The following is a 22,589-nucleotide window of genomic DNA, read 5'->3' on the forward strand; positions in this document are numbered from 1 at the left end:
TTGAGACCATGGACGATTCGCAACTGCTGCGCTACTCGCGCCACATCCTGCTCGACGAAATCGGCATCGAAGGCCAGCAAAAGCTGCTGGCCGCGCACGCGCTGGTGATCGGCGCCGGCGGCCTCGGCTCGCCGGCGGCGCTGTACCTGGCGTCGGCCGGCGTCGGCCACATCACCCTGGTCGACGACGACACCGTCGACCTGACCAACCTGCAGCGCCAGATCGCCCACACCACGGCGCGGGTCGGCCAGCCCAAGGCCGCCTCGGCGCGCATTACCTTGCAGGAGATCAATCCCGGCGTCGTCGTCAGCGCGCTCACCGAAAGGGCCGACGACGCCCGCCTGGCCGAACTGGTGGCCGACGCCGACGTCGTGCTCGATTGCACCGACAACTTCGCCACCCGCCACGCCGTCAACCGCGCTTGCGTGGCGCTGGGCAAGCCGCTGGTGTCCGGCGCGGTGATCCGCTTCGACGGCCAGATCAGCGTGTTCGATCCGCGCAAGGAAGGCAACCCCTGTTATTCGTGCCTGTTCCCGCAGGATCAGCAGTTCGAGGACGTCGCCTGTTCCACCATGGGCGTGTTCGCGCCGCTGGTGGGCGTGGTCGGCGCCATGCAGGCGGCCGAGGCGCTCAAGCTGCTGATGGGCGTTGGCAACTCGCTGGCCGGGCGGCTGCTGATGCTCGACGGCCTGAACATGGAATGGACCAGCATCGGCGTCGGTGGAAATGACGCCTGCCCGGTGTGCGGCGCTGGTAAAATGACAACGAAAAATACAACGTAGAATCCGCCAAAACCACCACCAGGAGAAGACCTTGCTGATGAAACGACTCGCCGTACTTCCGCTGGCACTGGCCGCCGCCTTCAGCGCGCAGGCCGCCAGCACCACCAAATATCTGATCTACACCGAAAGCGGCAAGCAGATGGGGGAGCAGGTGGTCGAGCAGCAGGACGACGGCCTGACCAAGGTGCGTTTCATCTACAAGAACAACGGCCGCGGCCCGGAGCTGACCGAACAATTCCGCGTCGGTCCGGACGGCACCATGACCGAATACGCCGTCAAAGGCAATTCCACCTTCGGCGCCGTGGTCGACGAGCGCTTCGAGCGCAGGGGCGACCAAGCCGAATGGAAATCGACGTCGGAGCAGGGCAAGAAAACCGTCGCCGGCCCGGCCGCCTATGTGCCGCTGAACAGTTCCTTCGAGGTCATCTCCACCGCCATCACCGCGCTGGCCGCCGCGCCGGACAACAAGCTGCCGCTGCTGCCGTCCGGCACCTTGTCGCAGACCAAGCTTGATTCGCTGGAAATCACCAGCGCCTCCGGCCAAAAGCAGACGGTGCAGCTGCTGGCGCAAACCGGCATCGGCCTGTCGCCCTCGTTCATGTGGGCCACCACCGGCGCCAAGCCGCGCTTGTTCGCCGTCATCATTCCCGGCTTTATGAACGCGCTGGAAGAGGGCTGGCAGAACGTCATCCCGGAACTGGCCAAGCGCCAGAAGGCCGCCGAGAGCAAGATGCTGGCCGATGTCGCGCAGAAGTTGCAGCACCCGTTGCCGGGCCTGACCCTGGTCAAGAACGCCCGCGTGTTCGACAGCGAGAAAGCCACCGTCGGCGCGCCATCGGACATCTACATCCTGCGCGGACGCATCACCTCGGTGCAGCCGGCCGGCTCGCTGGCGCGCGACGCCGCCAACACCATCGACGCCGGCGGCCGCATCGTGCTGCCGGGCCTGTTCGACATGCACGGCCACGTCGACCGCTGGTCCGGCGCGCTCAACATCTCGGCCGGCGTCACCAGCGTGCGCGACATGGGCAACGACAACGCCCAGCTGCAGGCGATGCTCGACGAAACCACCGACGGCAAGCTGCTCGGTCCGCAGGTGGTGCCGGCCGGCTTCCTCGAAGGCGAGAGCCAGTACAGCGCCAGCGGCGGTTTCGTCGTCAAGGACCTGCAGGGCGCCAAGGACGCGATCGACTGGTACGCGCAACGCGGCTATCCGCAGTTGAAGATCTACAACTCCTTCCCCAAGGACATCCTCAAGGACACGGTCGCCTACGCCCACACGCGCGGCATGCGCGTCTCCGGCCACGTGCCGGCCGGCCTGCGCGCGCAGCAGGCGCTCGACGCCGGCTACGACGAAATCCAGCACATCAACCAGGTGCTGCTGAACTTCTTCGTCAAGCCCGACACCGAAACGCGCAACCTGAACCGCTTCGTGCTGCCCGCCGAAAAGGTGGCCGATCTTGATTTCAATTCGAAGCCGGTCAAGGACTTCGTCGCCCAGCTGGCCAAAAAGCAAATCGCCATCGACCCGACGATGTCGGCGTTCGCCTTCCTCAAGCAGCGCGACGGCGACGTCAACGAGCCGTACGCCGACTTCGCCGCCAACATGCCGCCCGACGTGGCGCGCGGCTTCTCCGTCGGCACCATGAAGATCGACGGCGCCGACCAGCTCAAGCGCTACGAGAAGTCGTACGGCAAGATGGTCGACTTCGTCGGCGTCATGTACCGCGCCGGCGTGCCGATCGTCGCCGGCACCGACGACATCGCCGGTTTCACCTTGCATTCAGAGCTGGCGCTGCTGGTCAAGGCGGGCTTGACGCCGGCCCAGGCCTTGCAGGTGGCCACGCGCAACGGCGCCCGCTATACCCGCACCAGCAACGATCGCGGCAGCATCACGCCGGGCAAGCTGGCCGACCTGGTGCTGGTGGACGGCGATCCGACCAGGGACATCAAGGATGTGCGCAAGGTGTCGGCGGTAATCACGCGCGGCTATGTGATTTACCCGCGCGAAATCGACGCCGCGCTGGGCATCGCCCCGTTCGTCAAGGAGGCGCCGCAGGTGGCCAAGACCGCCGCCGTGGCCGAGGCCGGCCACGGCGGCGGCAACGACGGCGCCCGCAACCGCATCGAGGCGACCGCCCGCAAACACGACTAAGGACCCGGTATGACAGCGGTGTGACAATGCCATGACAAACTCGTGACAGGCGTGTAAAAGGCGGTTAAACCCGCCGATTATTAAGGCATGTTTAAGCCCCGGCGCGCAAAAATCATACCTCTGCTTGCTCTGAGACCGCTGTTTCGGCCTTATACTCTGCACTCACTTTAATTTGGTAGTGGATTATGAAAAAAGCAACACCTCAACGTCGCGCCGCGCGCGGTTTCACCCTGATCGAAATCATGGTGGTGGTGGTCATCATGGGTGTGCTGGCGGCGCTGGTCGTGCCCAAGCTGCTGAGCCGCACCGGTGAATCGAAAGTGGCCGCCGCCAAGGTCGATATCGCCACCGTCATGCAGGCGCTCAAGCTCTACAAGCTGGACAACCAGCGCTATCCGACCACGGAGCAGGGCCTGCAGGCGCTGCTGACCAAGCCGACCAGCGGCCCGGCCGCCAACGGCTGGAAGAGCGGCGGCTACCTGGAAAAGATGCCGAAGGACCCGTGGGGCGCGCCGTACCAGTTCCTGTCGCCGGGCATCAAGGGCGAAGTCGATGTGTACTCGCTGGGCGCCGACGGCGCGCCGGGCGGCACCGGCGACGACGCCGACATCGGCTCCTGGGAAAACTGACCGCGCGGAGCTTGCCCATCATGCGCGCCGCGTGCCGGCCCAGCCGAGGCTTCACGCTGATTGAGTTGCTGGTGGTGATGGTCATCCTGGGCATCACCTTGGGCATCGTCTCGCTCAGCGCGATGCCCGGCCAGAAGCAGGCGATGCTGCAGGACGCGCAACGCATCGCGCTGCTGCTGCAACTGGCGCGCGACGAGGCGATCGTGCGCAACCGCCAGATCGCTTTCGAGGCCGGACCGGACGGCTACCGCTTCCTGATCCGCAACGACAAGCAATGGGACCTGGCGGTGCAGGACGACCTGCTGCGCGAGCGCGAGTTCAAGCAGGGGCCGGTGACGTTGATGCTCGATCCGCCGTCGAACGCCCAGAACGACAACAACCTGCGCATCATCTTCGGCCGCGAACCGGTCGACAAGCCGTTCGTGCTGACCATGACCGGCGGCGGCAGCAGCGTGGCCATCCGCGCCGACGGCATCGGCCATTTCACGGTGGACTGATCATGGACAAGACGCGTCGACCCTCCCACAAAAACCAAGGCTTCACCCTGCTCGAAGTGCTGGTGGCGCTGGTCATCGTCGGCACCGCGCTGGGCGCCTCGCTGCGCGCGGTCGGCAGCCTGACCCAGAACAGCAACGGCCTGCGTGGCGCCATGATGGCGACCTGGTCGGCCGAAAACCGGCTGGTGCAGCTGCGCCTGTCCAAGACCTTCCCGGCGGTCGGCAAGCAAACCTACGAATGCCCGCAGGGCGACATGAAGCTGATGTGCGAAGAGGAAGTCATCGCCAGCCCGAATCCGCGCTTCCGGCGGGTCGAGGTCAGCGTCTACGACCAGGCGCAGCCGGAACGCCGCATCATCAAGCTGGTCCAACTGGTGCTGAATTCATGAGCATGACCGGCATGAGGGGCACGAGGGGCCGACGCGGTGGCTTCACCTTGATCGAACTGCTGGTGGCCATCTCCATCCTCGCCATCGTCGCCGTGCTGGGCTGGCGCGGCCTGGACGGCATCATCCGTTCGCGCGAGTCGCTGACGGCCAAGATGGAGCAGACGCGCGGCCTGCAACTGGCGTTCGCGCAGCTGCAGAGCGATTGCGCCAGCCTGGCCACGGCAAGCTTGCTGAACAACCGCGCCTATATGCTGGCCGATAACGACCGCCTCACCTTCGTGCGCGTGGTGATGACGGAAAACGAGCCGACCCGGCTGCAGGTGGTGGCCTACCGCGTGCGCGACGGCGTGCTGACGCGGCGCGAATCGAACGCCACGCGCGATCTGCTGCAACTGGACGCGCTGTGGCAGGCGGCGCTCAACGATACCGACACCGCCGCCAGCGTGGCGCTGCAGTCCGACGTGCTGTCGATGGGCGCGCGTTACTGGATCAACACCGAGTGGCGCCCGGCGGCCGGGGTGACCACGGGCGGCTCCGGCAACGCGCCGACCGGGCTGGAAGTGTCGCTGGCCTTGCAGGGCCAGGAAGTGCCGATGGTCAAATCCTTCCTGCTGGGGGCGCTGTGACGCGGCCGGCGCTGCGACGCCGCGCGCCGATCCGCCAACGCGGCGTGGCGGTCATCACGGCGCTGCTGCTGACGACCCTGGCCGTGACCATCGTCACCAGCCTGTTCTGGCAGCAGCAGGTACAGGTGCGCTCGATGGAAAACCAGCGGCTGCAACTGCAAACGCGCTGGATCGTGCGCGGCGCGCTGGACTTGAGCCGCCTGATCCTGTTCCAGGACTTCCTGGATTCGCAGATGTACACGCGCCAGAACGGCATCTGGTCGACGCCGCTGGAGGAGACGCGGCTGGACGATTACGTCGAGCGCGAGCGCCGGGAGGGCGAGGATTTCAACGCCACCCTGTCAGGCAAGATTGTCGACGCGCAGTCGCGCTACAATCTCGCCAACCTGGCGGCCGCGCGGGTTCCGGACAAGCTGGAGATCGGCGTCTTCCAGCGCCTCTTGACAAATCTGCAATTAGACCCGAATCTGGCGCAGCAGGTGGCGATGCAGGTGGCGATGGCGCAACCGGTCCAGACCGTGCCGACGTCCGGCACGGGCGGCACCGGGACTGGCACCACCACAGGCACCGGCGGCACGACCACCGGCACCGGCGCACCGGCGGGCACGGTGCCGGTCTCGGGCAGCGTCGAGCCGATGGGCTTCGTCCGGCTGGAGGACTTGCTGGCCGTCAGCGGCTTCACGCCGCAGGCGATCGAGCGGCTGCGCGAGTTTGTCATCGTGCTGCCGCAGGCGACCAAGGTCAACGTGAACACCGCGCCGGCGGAGCTGATCGCGGCGCTGGTGCCGGGCCTGTCGCTGGGCGACGCGGCGGCGATGGTCAACACCCGCAAGGGCGCTTATTATCGGCAGATGGCCGATTTCACGCAGCAGCCGCAGATGGGCGCGGCGCAGCGCAAGACGGCGGTGCCGGTGGATGTCCGCAGCGACTATTTCCTGGCCTTCAGCCAGGTCAAGCTGGACCGCGCGGCGCTGGACACGGTGTCCTTGCTGTCGCGGGCGCCGACAGGCCTGACCACGGTGGTTTGGATACGGGAAAACTAGAGCAGCGATTTAGAGCGATCAACGAAAGCGAGACCTTTTGAGTACATTATTTATCCGCTATCCGGCCAAGGCCAGCGTCGACAGCGGCGCGGCCCAGACCTGTCCGTTCGCGCTGGTCGGCGACGGCGGCCATCTGGAGCGGCAGGGCACGTCGCCGCTGGGCAATCTGGGGGAGCTGATCGCCGCCTCGCGCCGCGTGGTGCTGATGCTGGCCGCGTCGGACGCGACCTTGCTGCGCGTGAAGGCGCCGCCGCTGTCGGCCTCGCGCCTGAAGGCGGCGCTGCCGGCGCTGGTCGAGGAACAAGTGCTGGGCGACACGGCCGATTGCGTGCTGGCCGCCGGCGCGGCCGACGATGACGGCGTGCGCACCGTCGCCGTGGTGCAGCGCGCCTGGCTGGAAGTGCTGGTCAAGGCGCTGCTGGCGCAGGGCGCGCACAGCGTCTCGGTGCTGCCGATGCAGCTGTGCCTGCCGTTCCAGCCCGGATCGGTGTCGGCAGCGCTGAGCCTGGGCGACGCCGGCTACGAGCTGATCCTGCGCCGCTCGCAATACGACGGCATGGGCCTGGCGTTGCCGGCCGAGCCGGTGGCGGCGCTGCACACCCTGCGCGCGATGGCCGGCGACGAGCCGGTCACCTTGTACCTGTCGCAGGAGCAAATGCAGCAGTTCGAGCCGCTGTTGGCCGACGCCGCCACGGCGCCGCATGGCATCAGCCTGGCCGACGACCATTGGCAGCATTGGGTGGCGGCGTCGCGCTCGGCAGGACTGGACCTCGCGCCGGCGCTGGGCGCTGCGGGCGCCTCGGCGCGCGAATGGCAACGCTGGCGCTGGCCGTTGCGCATCGCCGCGCTGGCGGTGCTGGTCAACGTGGTCGGGCTGAACGTCGAGTGGATGCGCCTCAAGCGCGAAGCGAACGAAGTGCGCCAGGCCATGATGCAAACCTTCAAGGCGGCCTATCCGAAGGAGACCGTGATCCTCGATCCGGCCGCGCAAATGCGCAAGAACATTTCGCTGGCCAAGGCCGACGACGGCCAGGCCGCGCCCGACGGCTTCATCGCCATGAGCGCCAACCTGGCCGAGGCGCTGAGCGTGTTGCCCAAGCGCGATGTGATCGCCACGTTGGACTATAGGGAACGCGCTCTTCAGGCCAAGGTCAAACCCAATACCGTCGACGCCGCCGCGATGACGCAAATCCGCGCCGCGCTGCAGGCCCGCAAGCTGGAATTGACGGAGGCCAATCCCGGCACCTGGCAAATCCGCGTCGCCACCACCGGCGCAGGCAAACCATGAGCATCACGATGAATAGAACCATGAGCACAACGGCATGAGCAAACTCGATCAAACGATACAGGACTACCGTGCCCGCGCGTCGGCCTTCTGGCTGGCGCGCACCGAGCAGGAGCGCCGCCTGCTGGTCATCGGCGGCGTCGTGGTCGTGCTGGGCCTGTTCTACGGCGTGCTGCTGTCGCCGGCGCTCGAGGGCCGCGAGAAACTGAGCAAGGAGTTGCCGGTGCTGCGCCAGCAGGCCGCCGAGTTGCAGGCGATGGCGCTGGAGGCGGCCGCGCTGCGCGGCCAGAACACCATCGAGCCGACGCCGATGACGCGCGACAGCCTGACGGCCAGCCTGGCCGCGCGCGGCCTGACGCCGCAGTCGGTCAACATCACCGGCGAGTACGCCAAGGTCCAGCTCAACAACGTGGCCTTCGCCGGCATCGTCGTCTGGCTGGACGCGGTGCGCAACGAGAGCCGCATCGCCGTCCAGGACGCCAATTTCTCGGCCCAGGACACGGCCGGCATGGTCAACGCCACGCTGACCTTGCGCCAGGGCGCGCGATGAGCGTGCGGGTTGCGCAAAAAGGCCATGCATGAAGCGCGCCGTGCTATGGTTGCTGACCATCGCGCTCAGCGTGCTGGTGACCCTGGCGGTGTTTTTCCCGGCCACGTGGCTCGGGTCCATCGTCGAGCAGCGCACCGGCGGCCGTTTGACCTTGGGTGACGCGCAGGGTACGCTGTGGCGCGGCTCGGCCTTCATCGGCGGCGCGGCCGGCGGCAACAGGCCGGTCACGCCTTTGCTGCCAGGACGTTTCAGCTGGAGGATCTCGCCGCTGGCGCTGGTCGGCATGGTCGACCTGCGGCTGGAAAACAGCGAGGCGCTGGCGCAGCCGGTGACCTTCCGCGGCAGCTGGTCGCAGTGGCAATTGAGTCCGTCGGCGCTGCTGTTGCCGGCGCAGGGCCTGGCCGGGCTGGGCGCGCCGCTCAACACGCTGGCGCCGAGCGGCATCATGCGCCTGTCGTGGACCGCGCTGGAGCTGGCGCTGCAGGACCGCCAGGTCGCCGTCAACGGCCGCACCACGCTGGAGATGACGGACATGTCGTCGCGGCTGGCGCCGATCAGCCCGCTGGGCAGCTACACGCTGGCGCTCGACTGGCGCGGCCAGCAGGCGGCCTTGACGCTCGATTCCGTCAAGGGGCCGCTGTTGCTGAGCGGTCGCGGCAACCTGAATAATGGCCGTCTGCAGTTTTCCGGGCAGGCGGAGGCGGCGAAGGGATACGAGGACACGCTGGCCAATCTGTTGAATTTGCTCGGCCAGCGCCGTCCCGGCAGCGACCGCAACGTCATCGCGTTGGAGGTCCGTTGAGAGGTTTCTCGATAGACGTGTTTTTCGTAGGGCGGATTAGCGCGCAGCGCGTAATCGGCCAAGCGCCGCCGACGTCGTCATTATTAGTTTCAATCGTGGTCACAACAACACTAGATACAAAGTTCAGACAATGAAAAAACAGTCCGTGAGCAAATCCAATCTTCCCGCGCTGCGCCGCTTGAGCGCGGGTGCGATGCTGTGCTGTGCGCTCGGCGCCGTGCCGACCACCGGGCTGCTGTGGCCGGCCCTGGCCCACGCCGCCGCCGATGACGCCGCGCTGAACTTTGTCGGCGCCGACATCGAGTCGGTGATCAAGGCCGTCGGCCACTACACCAACATCACCTTCGTCATCGACCCCCGCGTCAAGGGCACGATCACGCTGGTGTCGGAAAAATCGATCAGCAAGTCGCAGGCCTTCAGCCTGCTGACCTCGGCGCTGCGCCTGCAGGGCTACGCCGTTGTCAGCGGCGACGGCTACGCCAAGGTGGTGCCGGAGGCGGACGCCAAGCTGCAGTCGGGCCCGACCCAGATCGGCTCGGCGCCGACGCAGATCAAGGGCGACCAGATCGTCAGCCAGATCTTCCACCTGAACTACGAGTCGGCCGGCAACGTCGTCACTGTGCTGCGTCCGCTGATCTCGCCGAACAACACCATCAACGCCAACCCGGGCAACAACACGGTGGTGATCACCGACTACGCCGACAACCTGAAACGCCTGGCCAAGATCATCTCTGCGCTCGACGCGCCGGCCACGGCCGACCTCGACGTGATCCCGGTGCGCTACGCCATCGCCAGTGACCTGGCGTCGATGGTCAACAAACTGATGGACGCGAGCGGCGGCGGTGGCGCGCCGGGCGCCGGCGGCGGCGACGCCGGCCGGGTCAGCGTGCTGGCCGATCCGCGCACCAATTCCCTGATCCTGCGCGCGCCGTCGGCGGCCCGCTCCAACCTGGCCAAGTCGCTGATCGCCAAGCTCGACCAGCCGACCCAGGAACTGGGCAACGTGCACGTGGTCTACCTGAAGAACGCCGAGGCCACCAAGCTGGCGCAGACGTTGCGCGCGCTGGTGTCGGGCGACACCTCGTCGCCCAACCAGCAGGGCGGCACCGGCACCGGCGGCACCGGCCAGGGCGGCCAGGGCATGGGCGGCCAGAGCAGCAACACCGGCGGCTTCGGCGGCGCCAGCAGCGGCAGCTCGGCCAGCGGCGGCAGCACCGGCCCGACCAATCCCCTGCTGACCGGCAGCGGCAATTCGCAGCAACAGCAGGGCGGCGGCGGCCAGGCCGGCTACATCCAGGCCGACGCCACCACCAACACGCTGATCATCACGGCGCCGGAATCGGTGTACCGCAACCTGCGCGCCGTCATCGATCAGCTCGACGTGCGCCGCGCCCAGGTCTACATCGAGTCGCTGATCGTCGAGGTGACGTCCGACAAGGCGTCCGAGTTCGGCGTGCAGTGGCTGGGCGCGACCGGCAACTCCGACAGCAAGTACCGGCTCGGCGGCCTGCAGCAGTCGTCGATCGGCGGCAGCAACAACAACATCGGCAACGTCGCCCTGTCCTTGCTCAACGGCTCGTCGTCGACCACCACGCCGACCTTGCCCGGCTCGGGCCTGACGGTGGGCCTGTTCAAGCAGGTCGCCGGCGGCCTCGGCCTGGGTTTGCTGGCGCGCTCGCTGGAGTCCGACGGCAACGCCAACGTGCTGTCGACGCCGAACATGATCACGCTCGACAACGAACTGGCGACGATCTCGGTCGGCCAGAACGTGCCGATCCTGACCGGCCAGTTCACCACCACGTCCGGCACCAACAGCAACCCGTTCCAGACCATCGACCGCAAGGAAGTGGGCCTGACGCTGAAGGTGCGCCCGCAGATATCCGAAGGCGGCACCATCAAGCTGGCGATCTACCACGAGACGTCGAGCGTCGACAAATCGACGTTGACGGCCACCGCCGGCATCACCATCAACAAGCGCGTGATCGAGAACAACGTGATCGCCGACGACGGCCAGATCATCGTGCTCGGCGGCCTGATCGAGGACACCGAGGGCGACAGCACCGACAAGACGCGCGGCCTGGGCGACATTCCCGTCATCGGCAACCTGTTCAAGTACCAGACGCGCAGCCGCAAGAAGACCAACCTGATGGTGTTCCTGCGCCCGGTCGTGATCCGCAACCAGGAGCAGAGCACCAGCCTGGCGACCGACCGCTACGACTACATGCGCTCGTCGCAGGAGGCGATCAAGCCGCCGCAAAGCGTGCTGGTCGAGGATCTGGGCCAGCCGGTGCTGCCCGCGCTGCAGAACGGCGTGCTCAGCGGTGGCGGCGTGGTCGCCAAGCCGATCCCGCCGGCGCCGATTCCGCGCGTGCCGGGGCGCGCCGACAATGTGCAGCCGCAGCCGCAACAGCAGCAACCGCAGCAGTGAGATGAGCCGACGAGATGAGTAATCTTCTACCCTACGCCTTCGCCCGCGACTTCGTCGTGCTGGCGCAGCAGAGCGACGCCGCCGAGCACACGGTGGACGTCATGGTGTGCGGCGCCACGGCGCCGGCCGCCATCGCCGAGGTGTCGCGCCGCTTCGGCCGCATCCAGCTCAAGAGCATGACGCGCGCCGACCTGGAGACGGCCATCGCCACCGCCTACGCCAGCGCCGGCGGCAACGCCTCGATGGTGGCCGACGAGTTCGACGCCGAGCTCGACCTGACCAAGCTGCTGCAGGACGTGCCGGCGATCGAGGACTTGCTCGAATCGTCCGACGACGCGCCGGTGATCCGCATGATCAACGCGCTGCTGACGCAGGCGCTGCGCGACAGCGCCTCCGACATCCACATCGAGCCGTTCGAGCAGACCTCGGTGGTGCGCTTCCGCGTCGACGGCTCGCTGCGCGACATCGTGCGCCCGCGCAAGGCGATCCACGGCTCGCTGATCTCGCGTATCAAGATCATGGCGCAGCTCGACATCGCCGAGAAGCGCCTGCCGCAGGACGGCCGCATCACCTTGCGCATCGGCGGCAAGCCGGTCGACGTGCGCGTCTCGACCTTGCCCACCGGGCACGGCGAGCGCGCCGTGCTGCGTCTGCTGGACAAGGAGGCGGGCCGCCTCGACCTGAACCACCTGGGCATGAGCGAGACCATGCTGCCCAAGTTCGACGCCCTGATCAACCAGCCGCACGGCATCGTGCTGGTGACCGGGCCGACCGGCTCCGGCAAGACCACCACCCTGTACGCGGCGCTGTCGCTGCTGAACGCGGCCACCACCAACATCATGACGGTGGAAGACCCGATCGAGTACGACTTGAACGGCGTCGGCCAGACGCAGGTCAATCCGCGCATCGACATGACCTTCGCCAAGGCGCTGCGCGCGATCCTGCGCCAGGACCCGGACGTGATCATGATCGGCGAGATCCGCGACCTCGAAACGGCGCAGATCGCCGTGCAGGCTTCGCTGACCGGCCACCTGGTGCTGGCGACCCTGCACACCAACGACGCCGCCGCCGCCGTCACCCGTCTGCTCGACATGGGGATCGAACCGTTCCTGCTGTCGTCCTCGCTGCTGGGCGTGCTGGCGCAGCGGCTGGTGCGCAAGCTGTGCGGCCACTGCAAGAGCTTCGACGGCCAGCTGTGGCACGCGGTCGGCTGCGAGCACTGCGGCCACACCGGCTACCAGGGCCGCGTCGGCGTCTACGAATTCCTGGAAACGACGGAGCAGATCCGCGCCCAGATCCACAACCGCGCCTCGGAGGCCGAAGTGAAGGCCGCCGCCATCGGCAGCGGCATGCAAACCATGCGCGACGACGGCGAGCGCTGGCTGGCCGCCGGCATCACCACGCAGGCCGAGTTGCTGCGCGTGACCAAAGACTAGAGGATAGGTAAGCGACGATGCCCGCATTCCGCTATGAAGCCGTCGACGCCGGCGGCGCCACCAAAAAAGGCGTGCTCAACTCCGACAGCGCGCGTTCGGCCCGCTCGGAGTTGCGCTCCCTGGGGCTGGTGCCGCTGAAGGTCGACGCCATCGCCGCGCAGATCGACGCCGCCGGCGTGGCCAAGAGCCGCGGCTTCGGCGAGCGCCTGTCGACCACCGAGCTGGCGTTGTTCACGCGCCAGCTGGCCAGCCTGCTGGAGGCCGGCCTGCCGCTGGAGCAAGCCTTCACCGCGCTGCTGGAGCAGGCCGAGCGTCCGTACATGCGCGACCTGATCGCCTCGATCCGCTCGGAGGTGATCGGCGGCGCCGCGCTGTCGGACGTGCTGGGACGCCATCCGCGCGACTTCGCCGAGATCTACCGCGCGCTGGTCGCCTCGGGCGAGCAGATCGGCCAACTGTCGCGCGTGCTCTCACGCCTGGCCGACTACATCGAGCGCCGCAACGCGCTGGTGCAAAAGGTGCGGCTGGCGTTCACCTATCCGGCCATCGTCACCGTGGTGGCGTTCTCGATCGTGATCTTCCTGCTGACCTACGTGGTGCCGCAGATCGTCTCGGTGTTCGCCAACACCAAGCAGAAGCTGCCGGTGCTGACCATCATCATGCTGGCCGTGTCGGACTTCGTGCGCAACTACGGCATCGTGGTGGCGATCCTGCTGGTGGGCGCGTGGTTCATGTGGCGCCGGGCGCTGCAGAACCCGGCGCTGAAGCGCCGCTGGCACACCTGGCTGCTGACGGCGCCGCTGTACGGCAAGTTCGAGCGCAGCCTTAACACGGCGCGCTTCGCCAGCACCTTGGCGATCACCACCGGTTCCGGCGTGCCGATTTTGCGCGCGCTGGAGACCAGCCGCGACACCCTGTCCAACGTCGCCATGAAGGAGCTGGTGGAGGAGGCCAGCGACGCCGTGCGCGAGGGCGTGAGCCTGGCGCGCTCGCTGTCGGCGCAAAAGCATTTTCCGCCGATGCTGATCCACATGATCCGCGCCGGCGAGATCACCGGCGAACTGCCGGCCATGCTGGACCGCGCGGCCGCCGCGCAGGAGGCCGACCTGGAGCGCCGCACCTTGACCATCGCCGGCCTGCTGGAACCGGCGCTGATCCTGGCGATGGGCGTGGTGGTGCTGCTGATCGTGCTGGCCGTGCTGATGCCTATCATCGAAATCAATCAGCTGGTACGCTGACAAGGGAAGTTATGAAGCATGAATCTATGAAGCGTTTGCCCCTGGTCGGCAGCGTGCTGGCCGTGGTGCTGCTGTCGGCGTCGCTGGCGTATTGGGGCTTGCAGTTGTTCAAGCCGCCACAGCGCGCGATCGCCGCGCCGCCGCCGCCACCGCCGGTGGCGCTCAACCTGGACGCCGCCAAGGGCCTGTTCGGCGGCCAGATCTCGGTCGCCGCCGCCAGCAATTACCAGCTCAAGGGCGTGGTCGCTTCGCAGGGCTCCGGCAGCGCCGCCATCCTGGCCGTCGACAACAAGCCGGCGCTGGCGCTGGGCATCGGCAAGGAAGTGGTGCCGGGCGTGACCGTCAAGGAAGTGCATCCGAAGTACGTGCTGCTGTCCGAGGGCGGCGCCATCAAGCGCATCGATTTGCCGAGCGATGCCGGCGCCGCCAGTTCGCCGGGGCCGGCCGGCGGCCAGCCGTATCAGTCGATGCAACCGGGGCAGCAGGGGCCTCAGGGGGCGCCGCCGGCGCCCGCGCCGGTGCCACCGCCGGCGATGCAGCCGGCGCCGGCCATGCAACCGCCGCCGTCGATGCAGACGCCGCAACAACAGCAGCAGTTACAGCAGCAACAGCAGCAACAGCAGCAGAATCCGCCACGTTCCAGCACGTCATCGACCACCATCGCGCCCGTTCCCGGCTTCGACCGTCAACAATAAGAGAGGCTTATGGTTATCGCCCGCTCCCTGGCCGCAGCCGTTTGCTGCGGCTTTTTCTTGTCCATCGCCTGCCTCGGCGCGTCGGCGCAGACGCCCGTCCATCCGAACGCCGCCTCGGTGGCGCCGGCGGTCGCGCCGCCGCCCGCCGACACCGACGCCAAGGCGCGTCCCAAGATCGCGCTGGTGCTGTCCGGCGGCGGCGCGCGCGGCTTCGCCCACATCGGCGTGCTGCGCGCGTTGCAGGAGTTGCGCATCCCGGTCGATTTCGTCGTCGGCACCAGCATGGGCAGCGTGGTCGGCGGCGCCTTCGCCGCCGGCAGCTCGGTCGAGCAGCTCGAGCAGCTGGTGCGCCGCACCGACTGGAACGCGGTGGTGGCGGACCGTCCGCCGCGCGACCAGCTGGTGTTCCGCCGCCGCGAGGAGGATTTGCTGCTGCCGTCGCGCATCGAGCTGGGTGCCCGCATGGACGGCGTCACCTTGCCGCCGGCCGCCGCCGGCAACGAGGCGCTGGAGCTGGCGCTGACGCGGGTGCTGCCGCACGGCGCGCGCGACAAGCCGGTCGACCTGCTGCAACTGCCGTTCCGCTCGGTCGCCTCGGACCTCGTCACCGGCGAGCTGGTGGAGCTGCGCGACACGCCGCTGTTCCTGGCGATGCGCGCCTCGCTGGCGGTGCCGGGCGTGTTCGCGCCGGTGCGCGTCAACCAGCGCCTGCTGGTCGACGGCGGCCTGGTGCGCAACCTGCCGGTCGACGTGGCGCGCGAGATGGGCGCCGACATCATCATCGCCGTCAACGTCGGCACGCCGCTGGCGCAGGAGAAGGAACTGGTCAGCGCGGTCAGCGTCGCGCAGCAGATGCTGCAGATCCTGACCGAGCAAAACGTCCAGCGCTCGCTCAAGGACCTGCGTCCCGGCGACATCCTGCTGGCGCCGGATTTGGGCGGCATCGGCTTCCTCGATTTCGGCAGCCACGACCGCGCGATGAAGGAGGGCGAGGCGGCGGTGCGGTCCATGAGCGACAAGCTGGTGCGGCTGGCGCTGCCCGAGGCGCAGTACGCCGCGTATGAGACCAACCGCCTGTCGGCGCCGGTGCCGATCGACCAGCCGGTCCGGCTGGCCAAGCTGGAGGTCGCGCCCAGCGGACGCATCAATCCGCAGGCGCTGGCCGTGCAGTCGGGACTCAAGGTCGGGCAAATGATCACCAGCGAACAGGCGCAGCGCGCGGGCAACCAGCTGTTCGGGCGCGGCGACCTGGCGCGCGTGGAAACCGAGATCCGCGACGACCAGGACGGCCGCAGCGTGTTGATCAAGCCGACCGAGGCCGACTGGGCGCGCAGCCGCCTGCGCGTGGGCCTGGAATTGAACAGCGACTTCACCGACAACAACGCCTATGAGCTCAAGGTCATGCATGTGCTGTCCTCGCTCAACGACTGGGGCGCGGAGCTGCGCACGGTCGCGCGCGTGGGCACCGAGCGCGTGATCGGCACGCAGTGGTGGCAGCCGCTGGGGGCGGGGTCGCAATGGTACATCGCGCCCGAGTTGCAGTACGGCTCGTCGGCGTTCGACGTCTTCGATGCCTCCGGCTTCCGCCAGGCGCGCTTCGGCTACAACGCCAAGAGCGTGTCGGTGGCGCTGGGCCGCCAGCTCGGCAACTGGGGCGACGTGCGCTACACGGCGGTGCGCCAGACGGTCACGTCCCAGCAGACCATCCCGCACGAGCCGGGCGAGGTGCGCGAGTCGCAAAACGTCGGGGTGCTGTCGTTCAATATCGACAGCCTGGACACGGTGGCTTTCCCGACGCGCGGCACCTTGTTCAACGTGGAGTTGCAGCGGCTGATGACGCGCGGGCGCGACGGCCCGGTGCCGGCGCGGCAGAGCGTGCAGTGGCTGAAGGCGTTCAGCTTCGGCAGCTGGGCCGGCCACGTGTATGGCGAGTGGGCGCGCAACCAGGGCGGTGCGGCGCAATCGACCTTGGGCGGCTTCTTGCGGCTGTCAGGCACCACCACCGACTCGGTGCTGGGCAGCCGCACGGTGCTGGGCCGGGTGGTCATGGCCAAGCGGATCGGCGTCATGCCGACCGCGCTGGGCGGCGACGTGCGGCTGGGCTTTTCGCTGGAAACCGGCGCCGCCTACGGGCCCGACAACCCGCTCAAGGTGGGTTCGCTCAAGCATGCCGCCAGCGGCTTCGTGGCGGTCGATACGCGCTTCGGGCCGCTGTATTTCGGTTCCGGCGCCACCAAGTCGGGCGATAGCAGCATGTATCTGTTCCTCGGGCCGATTTGGTGACCTTTGGTGAATAGCTAAGCTAAACGGCTAATAATCTTGACAATTTCACTAAAAGTGCTATTTTCAACAAATGCTGAAATGTGCTTATTCAATGAAAAATCTGGAAGTCCAAGCTGCCGAGGCGCTTCGTTCGCTGTTGGAGCAAGTACCTGCGATTAAGGTTTTGGACCTTGGGAACCAGATCCGCGGGCTAGACCGGGGCATTGACATCGTCGCAAATATCGATGTTTGCGGCCGGCGGCACGTGCTCGCATGCGAAGTAAAATCCAGCGGCCAGCCGCGCCATGTGCGGATGGCCTTATTCCAGCTGCGCGAATATTTAAGCCGCCATGAGCGAGGGGCCACGCCTGTTTTCATCGCCCCCTACCTCTCTCCCGGCGCCCAGGCACTGTGCCGCGAGAACGACGTGGGCTTTCTCGACCTCGAAGGTAACGCCCGCCTGGTCTTCGACAGCGTCTTTATCGAACGTCAGGTCGCAAATAAACCGATCGCCGATCGGCGTGAACTCAAGTCGCTGTTCAAGCCAAAATCCGCGCAGGTGTTGCGGGTGTTGCTACGTGATCCCCAACGGGCATGGCGCGTGACGGAGCTCGCCCAGGTTGCCGGCGTAAGCCTCGGCCACGTCAGCAACGTTCGTGTAGCCCTGCTTGACCGGGAGTGGGCGCAAGTATCTGACGAGGGCCTGTTTCTATCGGAGCCGGATGCGTTGCTTGACGAATGGCGGGACGCCTACGAGCCACCGGTTGGGAAGCGTTTGGCTTTCTATACAACCCTGCATGGCGGCGCGTTGGAAGAAGCCGCCCGCCGCGTGCTTCGCTCCGATGGCGAGATCGGCCTGGCGGCATTTGCATCGTTCTCGGCGGCTCATTGGCTCGCGCCATATGCCAGGACAGGGACGCAATATTTCTATGCGGACGAAGTTGGCCTTGAACGCCTACAGGCAGCTTTGAAGCTCTCGGCGATTTCCAAAGGCGAAAACGTGGTGGTCACGCTGCTCAATGATACCGGCCTGTTGCGCGACACGGAGGAACCCGCACCCGGAGCCGTTTGCACAAGCCCGGTTCAAGTCTATCTCGATCTTGCCAACGCCGGCGAACGCGGGCGCGAGGCGGCGGATCATTTGCGGCAAGAAAGGCTCGTATGGATGAAATGACTCCCGGCGAGCCGCAGTCGGCCGCCGACTACGACGACCGCACGACCACCGCCGTCAAAATGGTGCTGATCGAGATCGGCCAGATTCTTGGCAGCTTCAAGGGAAAATTCGCGGTCGTTGGCGGCGCCGTACCGTGGCTTTTGCTCAGCAATGAGGACATGCCACACGTCGGTACGCTCGACGTCGATCTTGGCTTGGATGCGCAGGCTTTGGGTGATGGTGAATACGCCACCCTGATCGAAGCGTTACAGGGACATGGCTATCTGCAGCGTCGAGAGCTTCGCCGCTTTCAGCTCGTCCGTCAGGTTGCCACAGGAGATGGTGGCAAACCCATCGACATCATTGTTGATTTCCTGATGCCTCGCGACGCCGAGATCGTTAAGAACGTCCCGCCGCTGATCAGCGACTTTGCGGTGCAAAGAGCGGACGGCGCCGATTTGGCCGTGCGGTTTTATCAGTTGGTGGCGATCAGTGGCACGATGCCCGCTGGAGGGATGAACCGGGTCGAGATCGCCGTTTGCTCGATCCCTGCCCTCCTTGCGATGAAAGGCCACGCCATCGAGGGACGCTACAAACAGAAGGACGCCTACGACATCTATTACTGCATTCGGAACTATCCCGGAGGCCCAGAGGTGCTCGCCGAAGCGTGTCGACCGTTACTTGATCATGCCAGCGGCGCGGCGGGTTACGGCTTCATCGCCGGCAAATTCGATAACGTCGACGGTTTCGGCCCGACATGTGTGCGCCGCTTCGTCGAAGATACGAACATGCTTGGCGTTCGCAGCCCGGATCAATGGCAGCAAGACGCTTTCGGACAGGTCGATGCCTGGTTACGGGCACTAAGCTTGAGGTAAAAGCGCCGCGAGGACAAGGCCGTCATGTTGGCTTGGATTCGGGCTGCGCCCGCGCCCTCCGCAGCGCCGTGAAGGCGGCGAATTCCCATGAGCGGAAGCCGACCAGCAGGGTGAAGCCGTCGCGCTCCTGCGGCGCCAGCTTGCGGTCGCCCTGGTGCAGCCGCGCCAGCTCGCCCGCCAGCTGCTGGATGCGGCCCACCAGCTCCTGCGCGCTCGGCAGCGACAGCCGCGCGGGCAGGCACAGCAAGGTTTCGCCGGCGCCGTCGAAGCTGCCGCCGAAGTAGTCGGCCACCGCGTGCTCGCGGAAAAATTGCTGCACCGGGCCGTCCGGCAGCCAGCGGAACGCGTTCGATACGCGCAGGCGGTAGCGGTTCATCGGCTTGAGCTCGATCACGCCAAGGCGGTCCAGCTCGGCCAGCAGCATGATGCATTCGGGTTCGGTCAGGTCGTAGGTTTCCAGCACCTGCTCCAGGGTCCAGTGGCCGAGGCAGCAGATCGCCATCAACAGCAGATGCGGCTGCGTCAGCAGCGATTTTTCCTGGGTCAACGTCAGCGCGTCGGCCTGTGGCGTGGCGTCGGCAGCGCCGCGCAGCACGTCCTCCATCGCCACCCCGGCCGCCTTGCAGATCTGCGCCAGCCGCGACAGCGACATGTCCTGCTGGCCGAACATGCGCTTGACGCTCGACTCGCTCATGGCGATGCGCTCGGCGAGCATTTTGTAGGTGACGCCGGCGGTCCGCATCTGCGTCCGCAGTACCTGCAACAGCAATTCCGGTGAACTCATGGATGCCCTTAGTAAAAAAACAAAGGTATCGTAGCACGGTACTTGCTGTGCTGAAAAGTGGTTCCTGGAACATTCAAATAGGACAACGCGCGGATGTGGGCCACACTGCGTCCGCTGTCCCTCGTAGAAGGGACGGCGCCCCGAACCACTTCAATCCAGGAAACCTATGTCCACCATGATCAAAACCCTGTGCGCGGGCATGATTGCCGCGCTGTCCAGCTTCTCCAACGTCCAGGCGGCCGATGCCGCGCCGGTTTCGCCCGGTTATTTGGGCGCCGATATTGGCGCAATTGTCGCCGACGGCAACACCAGGGCGATCACCCGTGTGTACGGCGGTCTGACGATAGGCAGCAGCACGGCGTTCGACTTGCAGCAGGTGCATGCGTTGGAATTGATGTTGTATACGACCAGGATGAAAGAGGACGCTTATGGCATGTATGCCGACTATTACATTCCGGGCATCAAAACCCAGGCCAACGGCGCGGCCCTGAGCTGGACCACCGCCGTGAAGCTGAACGACAAGTGGTCGCTGACCAGCAGGCTGGGCGCGACGTACACTCACACCAAGCGCAGCTACGAACTCCCAAACTCTTACAACTGGAGTCGTGACACGGCCAACGTCATCGCAGGCGTTGGCGCGGCCTATAAGCTCAGCCCCAACATTTCCGCCACGGTGGACGTAAACTACATGCCCATCAAGCTCGACAGCTATAGCAAGAGCGATCCGGCGGTGGTGAGCGCCGGCCTCAAATACAACTTCTAAGATTACCCGAGAGCGGGCGCCACCACCGGCGCCCGCTGACGGTTTTTACTGCTCGTCCGGGTCCGGCTTCAGCCTGGCCTTGGCCAGCAGGCGCTTGGCGGCCTGGCGTTCGGAAGCAGCCGGTTTGGCGTGCGGACCGGCGCCGCCGGCGCGCGCCTTGGCCGCCAGCGCCACCGGGTTGCGCGGCGGCTTTTGCGACGGCTCGACGCGGATCGTCATCTTCTGCCGCGTCGACAAGGCCTTGTTCGCCATCGCCGTCCCCCCTTCTTACAACACGTAGCGCGACAGGTCTTCGTTGACCGCCAGCGCATCCAGACGCTCGTTGACATAGGCCGCGTCGATCGTGATGACCTTGCCGCCGTCCTCGCTGGCGGTGAACGACAGTTCCTCCAGCAGCTTTTCCATCACCGTGTACAGGCGCCGCGCGCCGATGTTCTCGGTGCGCTCGTTGACCGAATAGGCGATCTCCGCCAGGCGCGTGATGCCTTCCGGCGAGAACTCGATCTTGACGTTCTCGGTCGCCAGCAGCGCCTCGTACTGCTTGGTCAGGCAGGCGTCGGTGCTGGTGAGGATGCGCTCGAAATCGGCGATCGACAGCGACTCCAGTTCGACCCGGATCGGGAAGCGGCCCTGCAGCTCCGGGATCAGGTCGGACGGCTTGGCCAGGTGGAAGGCGCCCGACGCGATGAACAGGATGTGGTCGGTGCGGATCATGCCGTACTTGGTGTTGACGGTGGTGCCCTCGACCAGCGGCAGCAGGTCGCGCTGCACGCCGGCGCGCGAGACGTCGGCACCGCCCACTTCCGAGCGCGAGGCGATCTTGTCGATCTCGTCGAGGAAGACGATGCCGTTCTGCTCGACGTTCTGGATCGCCTTCTGTTTCATCTCGTCGTCGTTGACCAGCTTGGCGGCCTCCTCGTCGATGAGGAACTTCATCGCCTCCTTGATCTTGACCTTGCGCGCCTTCTTGCGCGCGCCGCCGATGCCGGAGAACATCGACTTGATCTGCTCGGTCATTTCCTCCATGCCCGGCGGGGCCATGATTTCCATCTGCGGGCCGGTCTCGGCCAGTTCGATCTCGATTTCCTTGTCGTCCAGCTCGCCCTGGCGCAGACGCTTGCGGAAGGTCTGGCGCGTGGCGTCGCCGGCCTGCGGCGCGTCCGACGGCGTCGACTGGTGGAAGCCGAAGTCGCGCGCCGGCGGCAGCAGGATGTCGATCACGCGGTCCTCGGCGGCGTCCTCGGCGCGGGTGCGCACCTTGGCCATTTCGGCCGAGCGGGTCTGCTTGATGCCGATATCGATCAGGTCGCGGATGATGGTGTCGACGTCGCGGCCCACATAGCCGACCTCGGTGAACTTGGTGGCCTCGATCTTGATGAACGGCGCGTCGGCCAGCTTGGCCAGGCGGCGCGCGATCTCGGTCTTGCCGACGCCGGTCGGGCCGATCATCAGGATGTTCTTGGGCGTGATCTCGTGGCGCAGCGGCTCCTCGACCTGCTGGCGGCGCCAGCGGTTGCGCAGCGCGATGGCGACCGCCTTCTTGGCCTTGCCCTGGCCGACCACGTGTTTGTCGAGTTCGCCGACGATTTCATGGGGAGTCATGTTCATGCTGGTTCCAGTGTTTCAACGATGTGGTTCAAGTTGGTGTAGATGCACAACTCGCCCGCGATGGTCAGTGACTTTTTGACGATTTCGGCGGGCGACAGTTCCGTGTTTTCCACCAAAGCCTTGGCGGCGGACTGGGCATAGGTGCCGCCCGAGCCGATGGCGCCGATGCCGTCCTCGGGCTCGAGCACGTCGCCGTTGCCGGTGATGACCAGGGTCGATTCGTGGTCGGCCACCAGCAGCATCGCCTCCAGGCGGCGCAGCACGCGGTCGGTGCGCCAGTCCTTGGCCAGCTCGACGGAGGCGCGCAGCAGATTGCCCTGGTGTTTTTCCAGCTTGCCTTCAAAGCGGTCGAGCAGGGTGAAGGCGTCGGCGGTGCCGCCGGCGAAGCCGACCAGGACCTTGCCCTGGTAGACCTTGCGCACCTTGCGGGCCGTGCCCTTCATGACGATGTTGCCCAGCGTGACCTGGCCGTCGCCGCCGAGGGCGACGTCTTTGCCGCGGCGCACGCACAGGATGGTGGTACCGTGAAATTGTTCCATATTGACCTCAGAGTAATGACGCGAACTGCTTCAAGACTTGAAAAGTGGGG

General features: G+C 66.4%; 22 protein-coding genes. 18 read left to right on the plus strand and 4 right to left on the minus strand.

Features of this window, described 5'->3' with window-relative positions:
• Positions 1 to 8 precede the first annotated feature (8 nt).
• The 17 genes from MRBLMU1_RS07670 to MRBLMU1_RS07750 all read left to right on the plus strand — a co-directional run bounded on the left by MRBLMU1_RS07670 (position 9) and on the right by MRBLMU1_RS07750 (position 18,845).
• The gene (locus MRBLMU1_RS07670; RefSeq protein ID WP_363499368.1) at positions 9 to 782 is read left to right on the plus strand and encodes a HesA/MoeB/ThiF family protein; all 774 of its coding nucleotides are present in this window, start codon (positions 9 to 11) and stop codon (positions 780 to 782) included.
• Positions 783 to 819: 37 nt separating this feature from the next.
• Entirely contained in the window at positions 820 to 2,937 is a 2,118-nt protein-coding gene (locus tag MRBLMU1_RS07675) for an amidohydrolase family protein (protein WP_363499370.1), read from the plus strand.
• 185 nt (positions 2,938 to 3,122) lie between these two features.
• Positions 3,123 to 3,566 (plus strand): type II secretion system major pseudopilin GspG, encoded by a 444-nt coding sequence (gene gspG, locus MRBLMU1_RS07680; RefSeq protein WP_363499372.1) that lies wholly within the window; start codon positions 3,123 to 3,125, stop codon positions 3,564 to 3,566.
• 20 nt (positions 3,567 to 3,586) lie between these two features.
• Complete coding sequence (gene gspH, locus MRBLMU1_RS07685; RefSeq protein WP_363499374.1) at positions 3,587 to 4,063, plus strand: type II secretion system minor pseudopilin GspH; 477 nt, start codon at positions 3,587 to 3,589, stop codon at positions 4,061 to 4,063.
• 2 nt (positions 4,064 to 4,065) lie between these two features.
• Positions 4,066 to 4,452: a type II secretion system minor pseudopilin GspI gene (gene gspI, locus MRBLMU1_RS07690; RefSeq protein ID WP_363499376.1), complete on the plus strand. Its 387-nt coding sequence runs from the start codon at positions 4,066 to 4,068 to the stop codon at positions 4,450 to 4,452.
• Positions 4,453 to 4,463: 11 nt separating this feature from the next.
• Entirely contained in the window at positions 4,464 to 5,078 is a 615-nt protein-coding gene (locus tag MRBLMU1_RS07695) for a PulJ/GspJ family protein (protein ID WP_363499378.1), read from the plus strand.
• The gene (gene gspK / locus MRBLMU1_RS07700; RefSeq protein ID WP_363499380.1) at positions 5,075 to 6,121 is read left to right on the plus strand and encodes a type II secretion system minor pseudopilin GspK; all 1,047 of its coding nucleotides are present in this window, start codon (positions 5,075 to 5,077) and stop codon (positions 6,119 to 6,121) included. The genes MRBLMU1_RS07695 and gspK overlap by 4 nt, the downstream gene beginning before the upstream one ends.
• A gap of 37 nt (positions 6,122 to 6,158) precedes the next feature.
• Positions 6,159 to 7,409 (plus strand): type II secretion system protein GspL, encoded by a 1,251-nt coding sequence (gspL, locus tag MRBLMU1_RS07705; protein ID WP_363499382.1) that lies wholly within the window; start codon positions 6,159 to 6,161, stop codon positions 7,407 to 7,409.
• Between the two features lie 34 nt (positions 7,410 to 7,443).
• Complete coding sequence (gspM, locus tag MRBLMU1_RS07710) at positions 7,444 to 7,956, plus strand: type II secretion system protein GspM (RefSeq protein WP_363499384.1); 513 nt, start codon at positions 7,444 to 7,446, stop codon at positions 7,954 to 7,956.
• Between the two features lie 28 nt (positions 7,957 to 7,984).
• Positions 7,985 to 8,758, plus strand: coding sequence for a type II secretion system protein N (locus tag MRBLMU1_RS07715; RefSeq protein ID WP_363499386.1), 774 nt, complete (start codon positions 7,985 to 7,987; stop codon positions 8,756 to 8,758).
• A gap of 130 nt (positions 8,759 to 8,888) precedes the next feature.
• On the plus strand, positions 8,889 to 11,186 hold the full coding sequence (gene gspD / locus MRBLMU1_RS07720; protein WP_363499388.1) for a type II secretion system secretin GspD: 2,298 nt from the start codon (positions 8,889 to 8,891) through the stop codon (positions 11,184 to 11,186).
• A 14-nt stretch (positions 11,187 to 11,200) separates the two neighbouring features.
• Positions 11,201 to 12,622, plus strand: coding sequence for a type II secretion system ATPase GspE (gene gspE / locus MRBLMU1_RS07725; protein ID WP_363499390.1), 1,422 nt, complete (start codon positions 11,201 to 11,203; stop codon positions 12,620 to 12,622).
• Between the two features lie 17 nt (positions 12,623 to 12,639).
• Positions 12,640 to 13,860 (plus strand): type II secretion system inner membrane protein GspF, encoded by a 1,221-nt coding sequence (gene gspF / locus MRBLMU1_RS07730; protein WP_363499392.1) that lies wholly within the window; start codon positions 12,640 to 12,642, stop codon positions 13,858 to 13,860.
• 26 nt (positions 13,861 to 13,886) lie between these two features.
• Entirely contained in the window at positions 13,887 to 14,555 is a 669-nt protein-coding gene (locus tag MRBLMU1_RS07735; protein WP_363499395.1) for a type II secretion system protein N, read from the plus strand.
• 9 nt (positions 14,556 to 14,564) lie between these two features.
• Positions 14,565 to 16,838 carry a patatin-like phospholipase family protein gene (locus tag MRBLMU1_RS07740; protein WP_363499397.1) on the plus strand — a complete coding sequence of 758 codons (2,274 nt, stop codon included), beginning with the start codon at positions 14,565 to 14,567 and terminating at the stop codon, positions 16,836 to 16,838.
• A gap of 70 nt (positions 16,839 to 16,908) precedes the next feature.
• Positions 16,909 to 17,991 carry a type IV toxin-antitoxin system AbiEi family antitoxin gene (locus MRBLMU1_RS07745; RefSeq protein WP_363499399.1) on the plus strand — a complete coding sequence of 361 codons (1,083 nt, stop codon included), beginning with the start codon at positions 16,909 to 16,911 and terminating at the stop codon, positions 17,989 to 17,991.
• Positions 17,979 to 18,845: a nucleotidyl transferase AbiEii/AbiGii toxin family protein gene (locus MRBLMU1_RS07750; protein ID WP_363499401.1), complete on the plus strand. Its 867-nt coding sequence runs from the start codon at positions 17,979 to 17,981 to the stop codon at positions 18,843 to 18,845. Before MRBLMU1_RS07745 ends, MRBLMU1_RS07750 begins: the two co-directional genes overlap by 13 nt.
• A 22-nt stretch (positions 18,846 to 18,867) precedes the next feature.
• Here the strand turns inward: MRBLMU1_RS07750 and MRBLMU1_RS07755 are convergent, their stop codons facing one another.
• A complete protein-coding gene (locus tag MRBLMU1_RS07755; protein ID WP_363499403.1) occupies positions 18,868 to 19,629 on the minus strand; it encodes a helix-turn-helix domain-containing protein in 762 nt (253 codons plus the stop codon).
• Between the two features lie 166 nt (positions 19,630 to 19,795).
• On the opposite strand from MRBLMU1_RS07755, the gene MRBLMU1_RS07760 reads away from it, so the two are divergent.
• The gene (locus tag MRBLMU1_RS07760; RefSeq protein WP_363499405.1) at positions 19,796 to 20,392 is read left to right on the plus strand and encodes an outer membrane beta-barrel protein; all 597 of its coding nucleotides are present in this window, start codon (positions 19,796 to 19,798) and stop codon (positions 20,390 to 20,392) included.
• Between the two features lie 45 nt (positions 20,393 to 20,437).
• Here the strand turns inward: MRBLMU1_RS07760 and MRBLMU1_RS07765 are convergent, their stop codons facing one another.
• The 3 genes from MRBLMU1_RS07765 to hslV are packed head-to-tail and all read right to left on the minus strand — an operon-like array spanning position 20,438 to position 22,539.
• Complete coding sequence (locus MRBLMU1_RS07765) at positions 20,438 to 20,644, minus strand: hypothetical protein (RefSeq protein ID WP_363499407.1); 207 nt, start codon at positions 20,642 to 20,644, stop codon at positions 20,438 to 20,440.
• A gap of 15 nt (positions 20,645 to 20,659) precedes the next feature.
• A complete protein-coding gene (hslU, locus tag MRBLMU1_RS07770) occupies positions 20,660 to 22,000 on the minus strand; it encodes an ATP-dependent protease ATPase subunit HslU (protein WP_363499409.1) in 1,341 nt (446 codons plus the stop codon).
• The gene (gene hslV, locus MRBLMU1_RS07775; RefSeq protein ID WP_315220365.1) at positions 21,997 to 22,539 is read right to left on the minus strand and encodes an ATP-dependent protease subunit HslV; all 543 of its coding nucleotides are present in this window, start codon (positions 22,537 to 22,539) and stop codon (positions 21,997 to 21,999) included. Before hslV ends, hslU begins: the two co-directional genes overlap by 4 nt.
• Between the last annotated feature and the right edge of the window lie 50 nt (positions 22,540 to 22,589).

Source organism: Burkholderia sp. LMU1-1-1.1 (genome assembly GCF_040675865.1).
Lineage (GTDB): Bacteria > Pseudomonadota > Gammaproteobacteria > Burkholderiales > Burkholderiaceae_D > Rugamonas.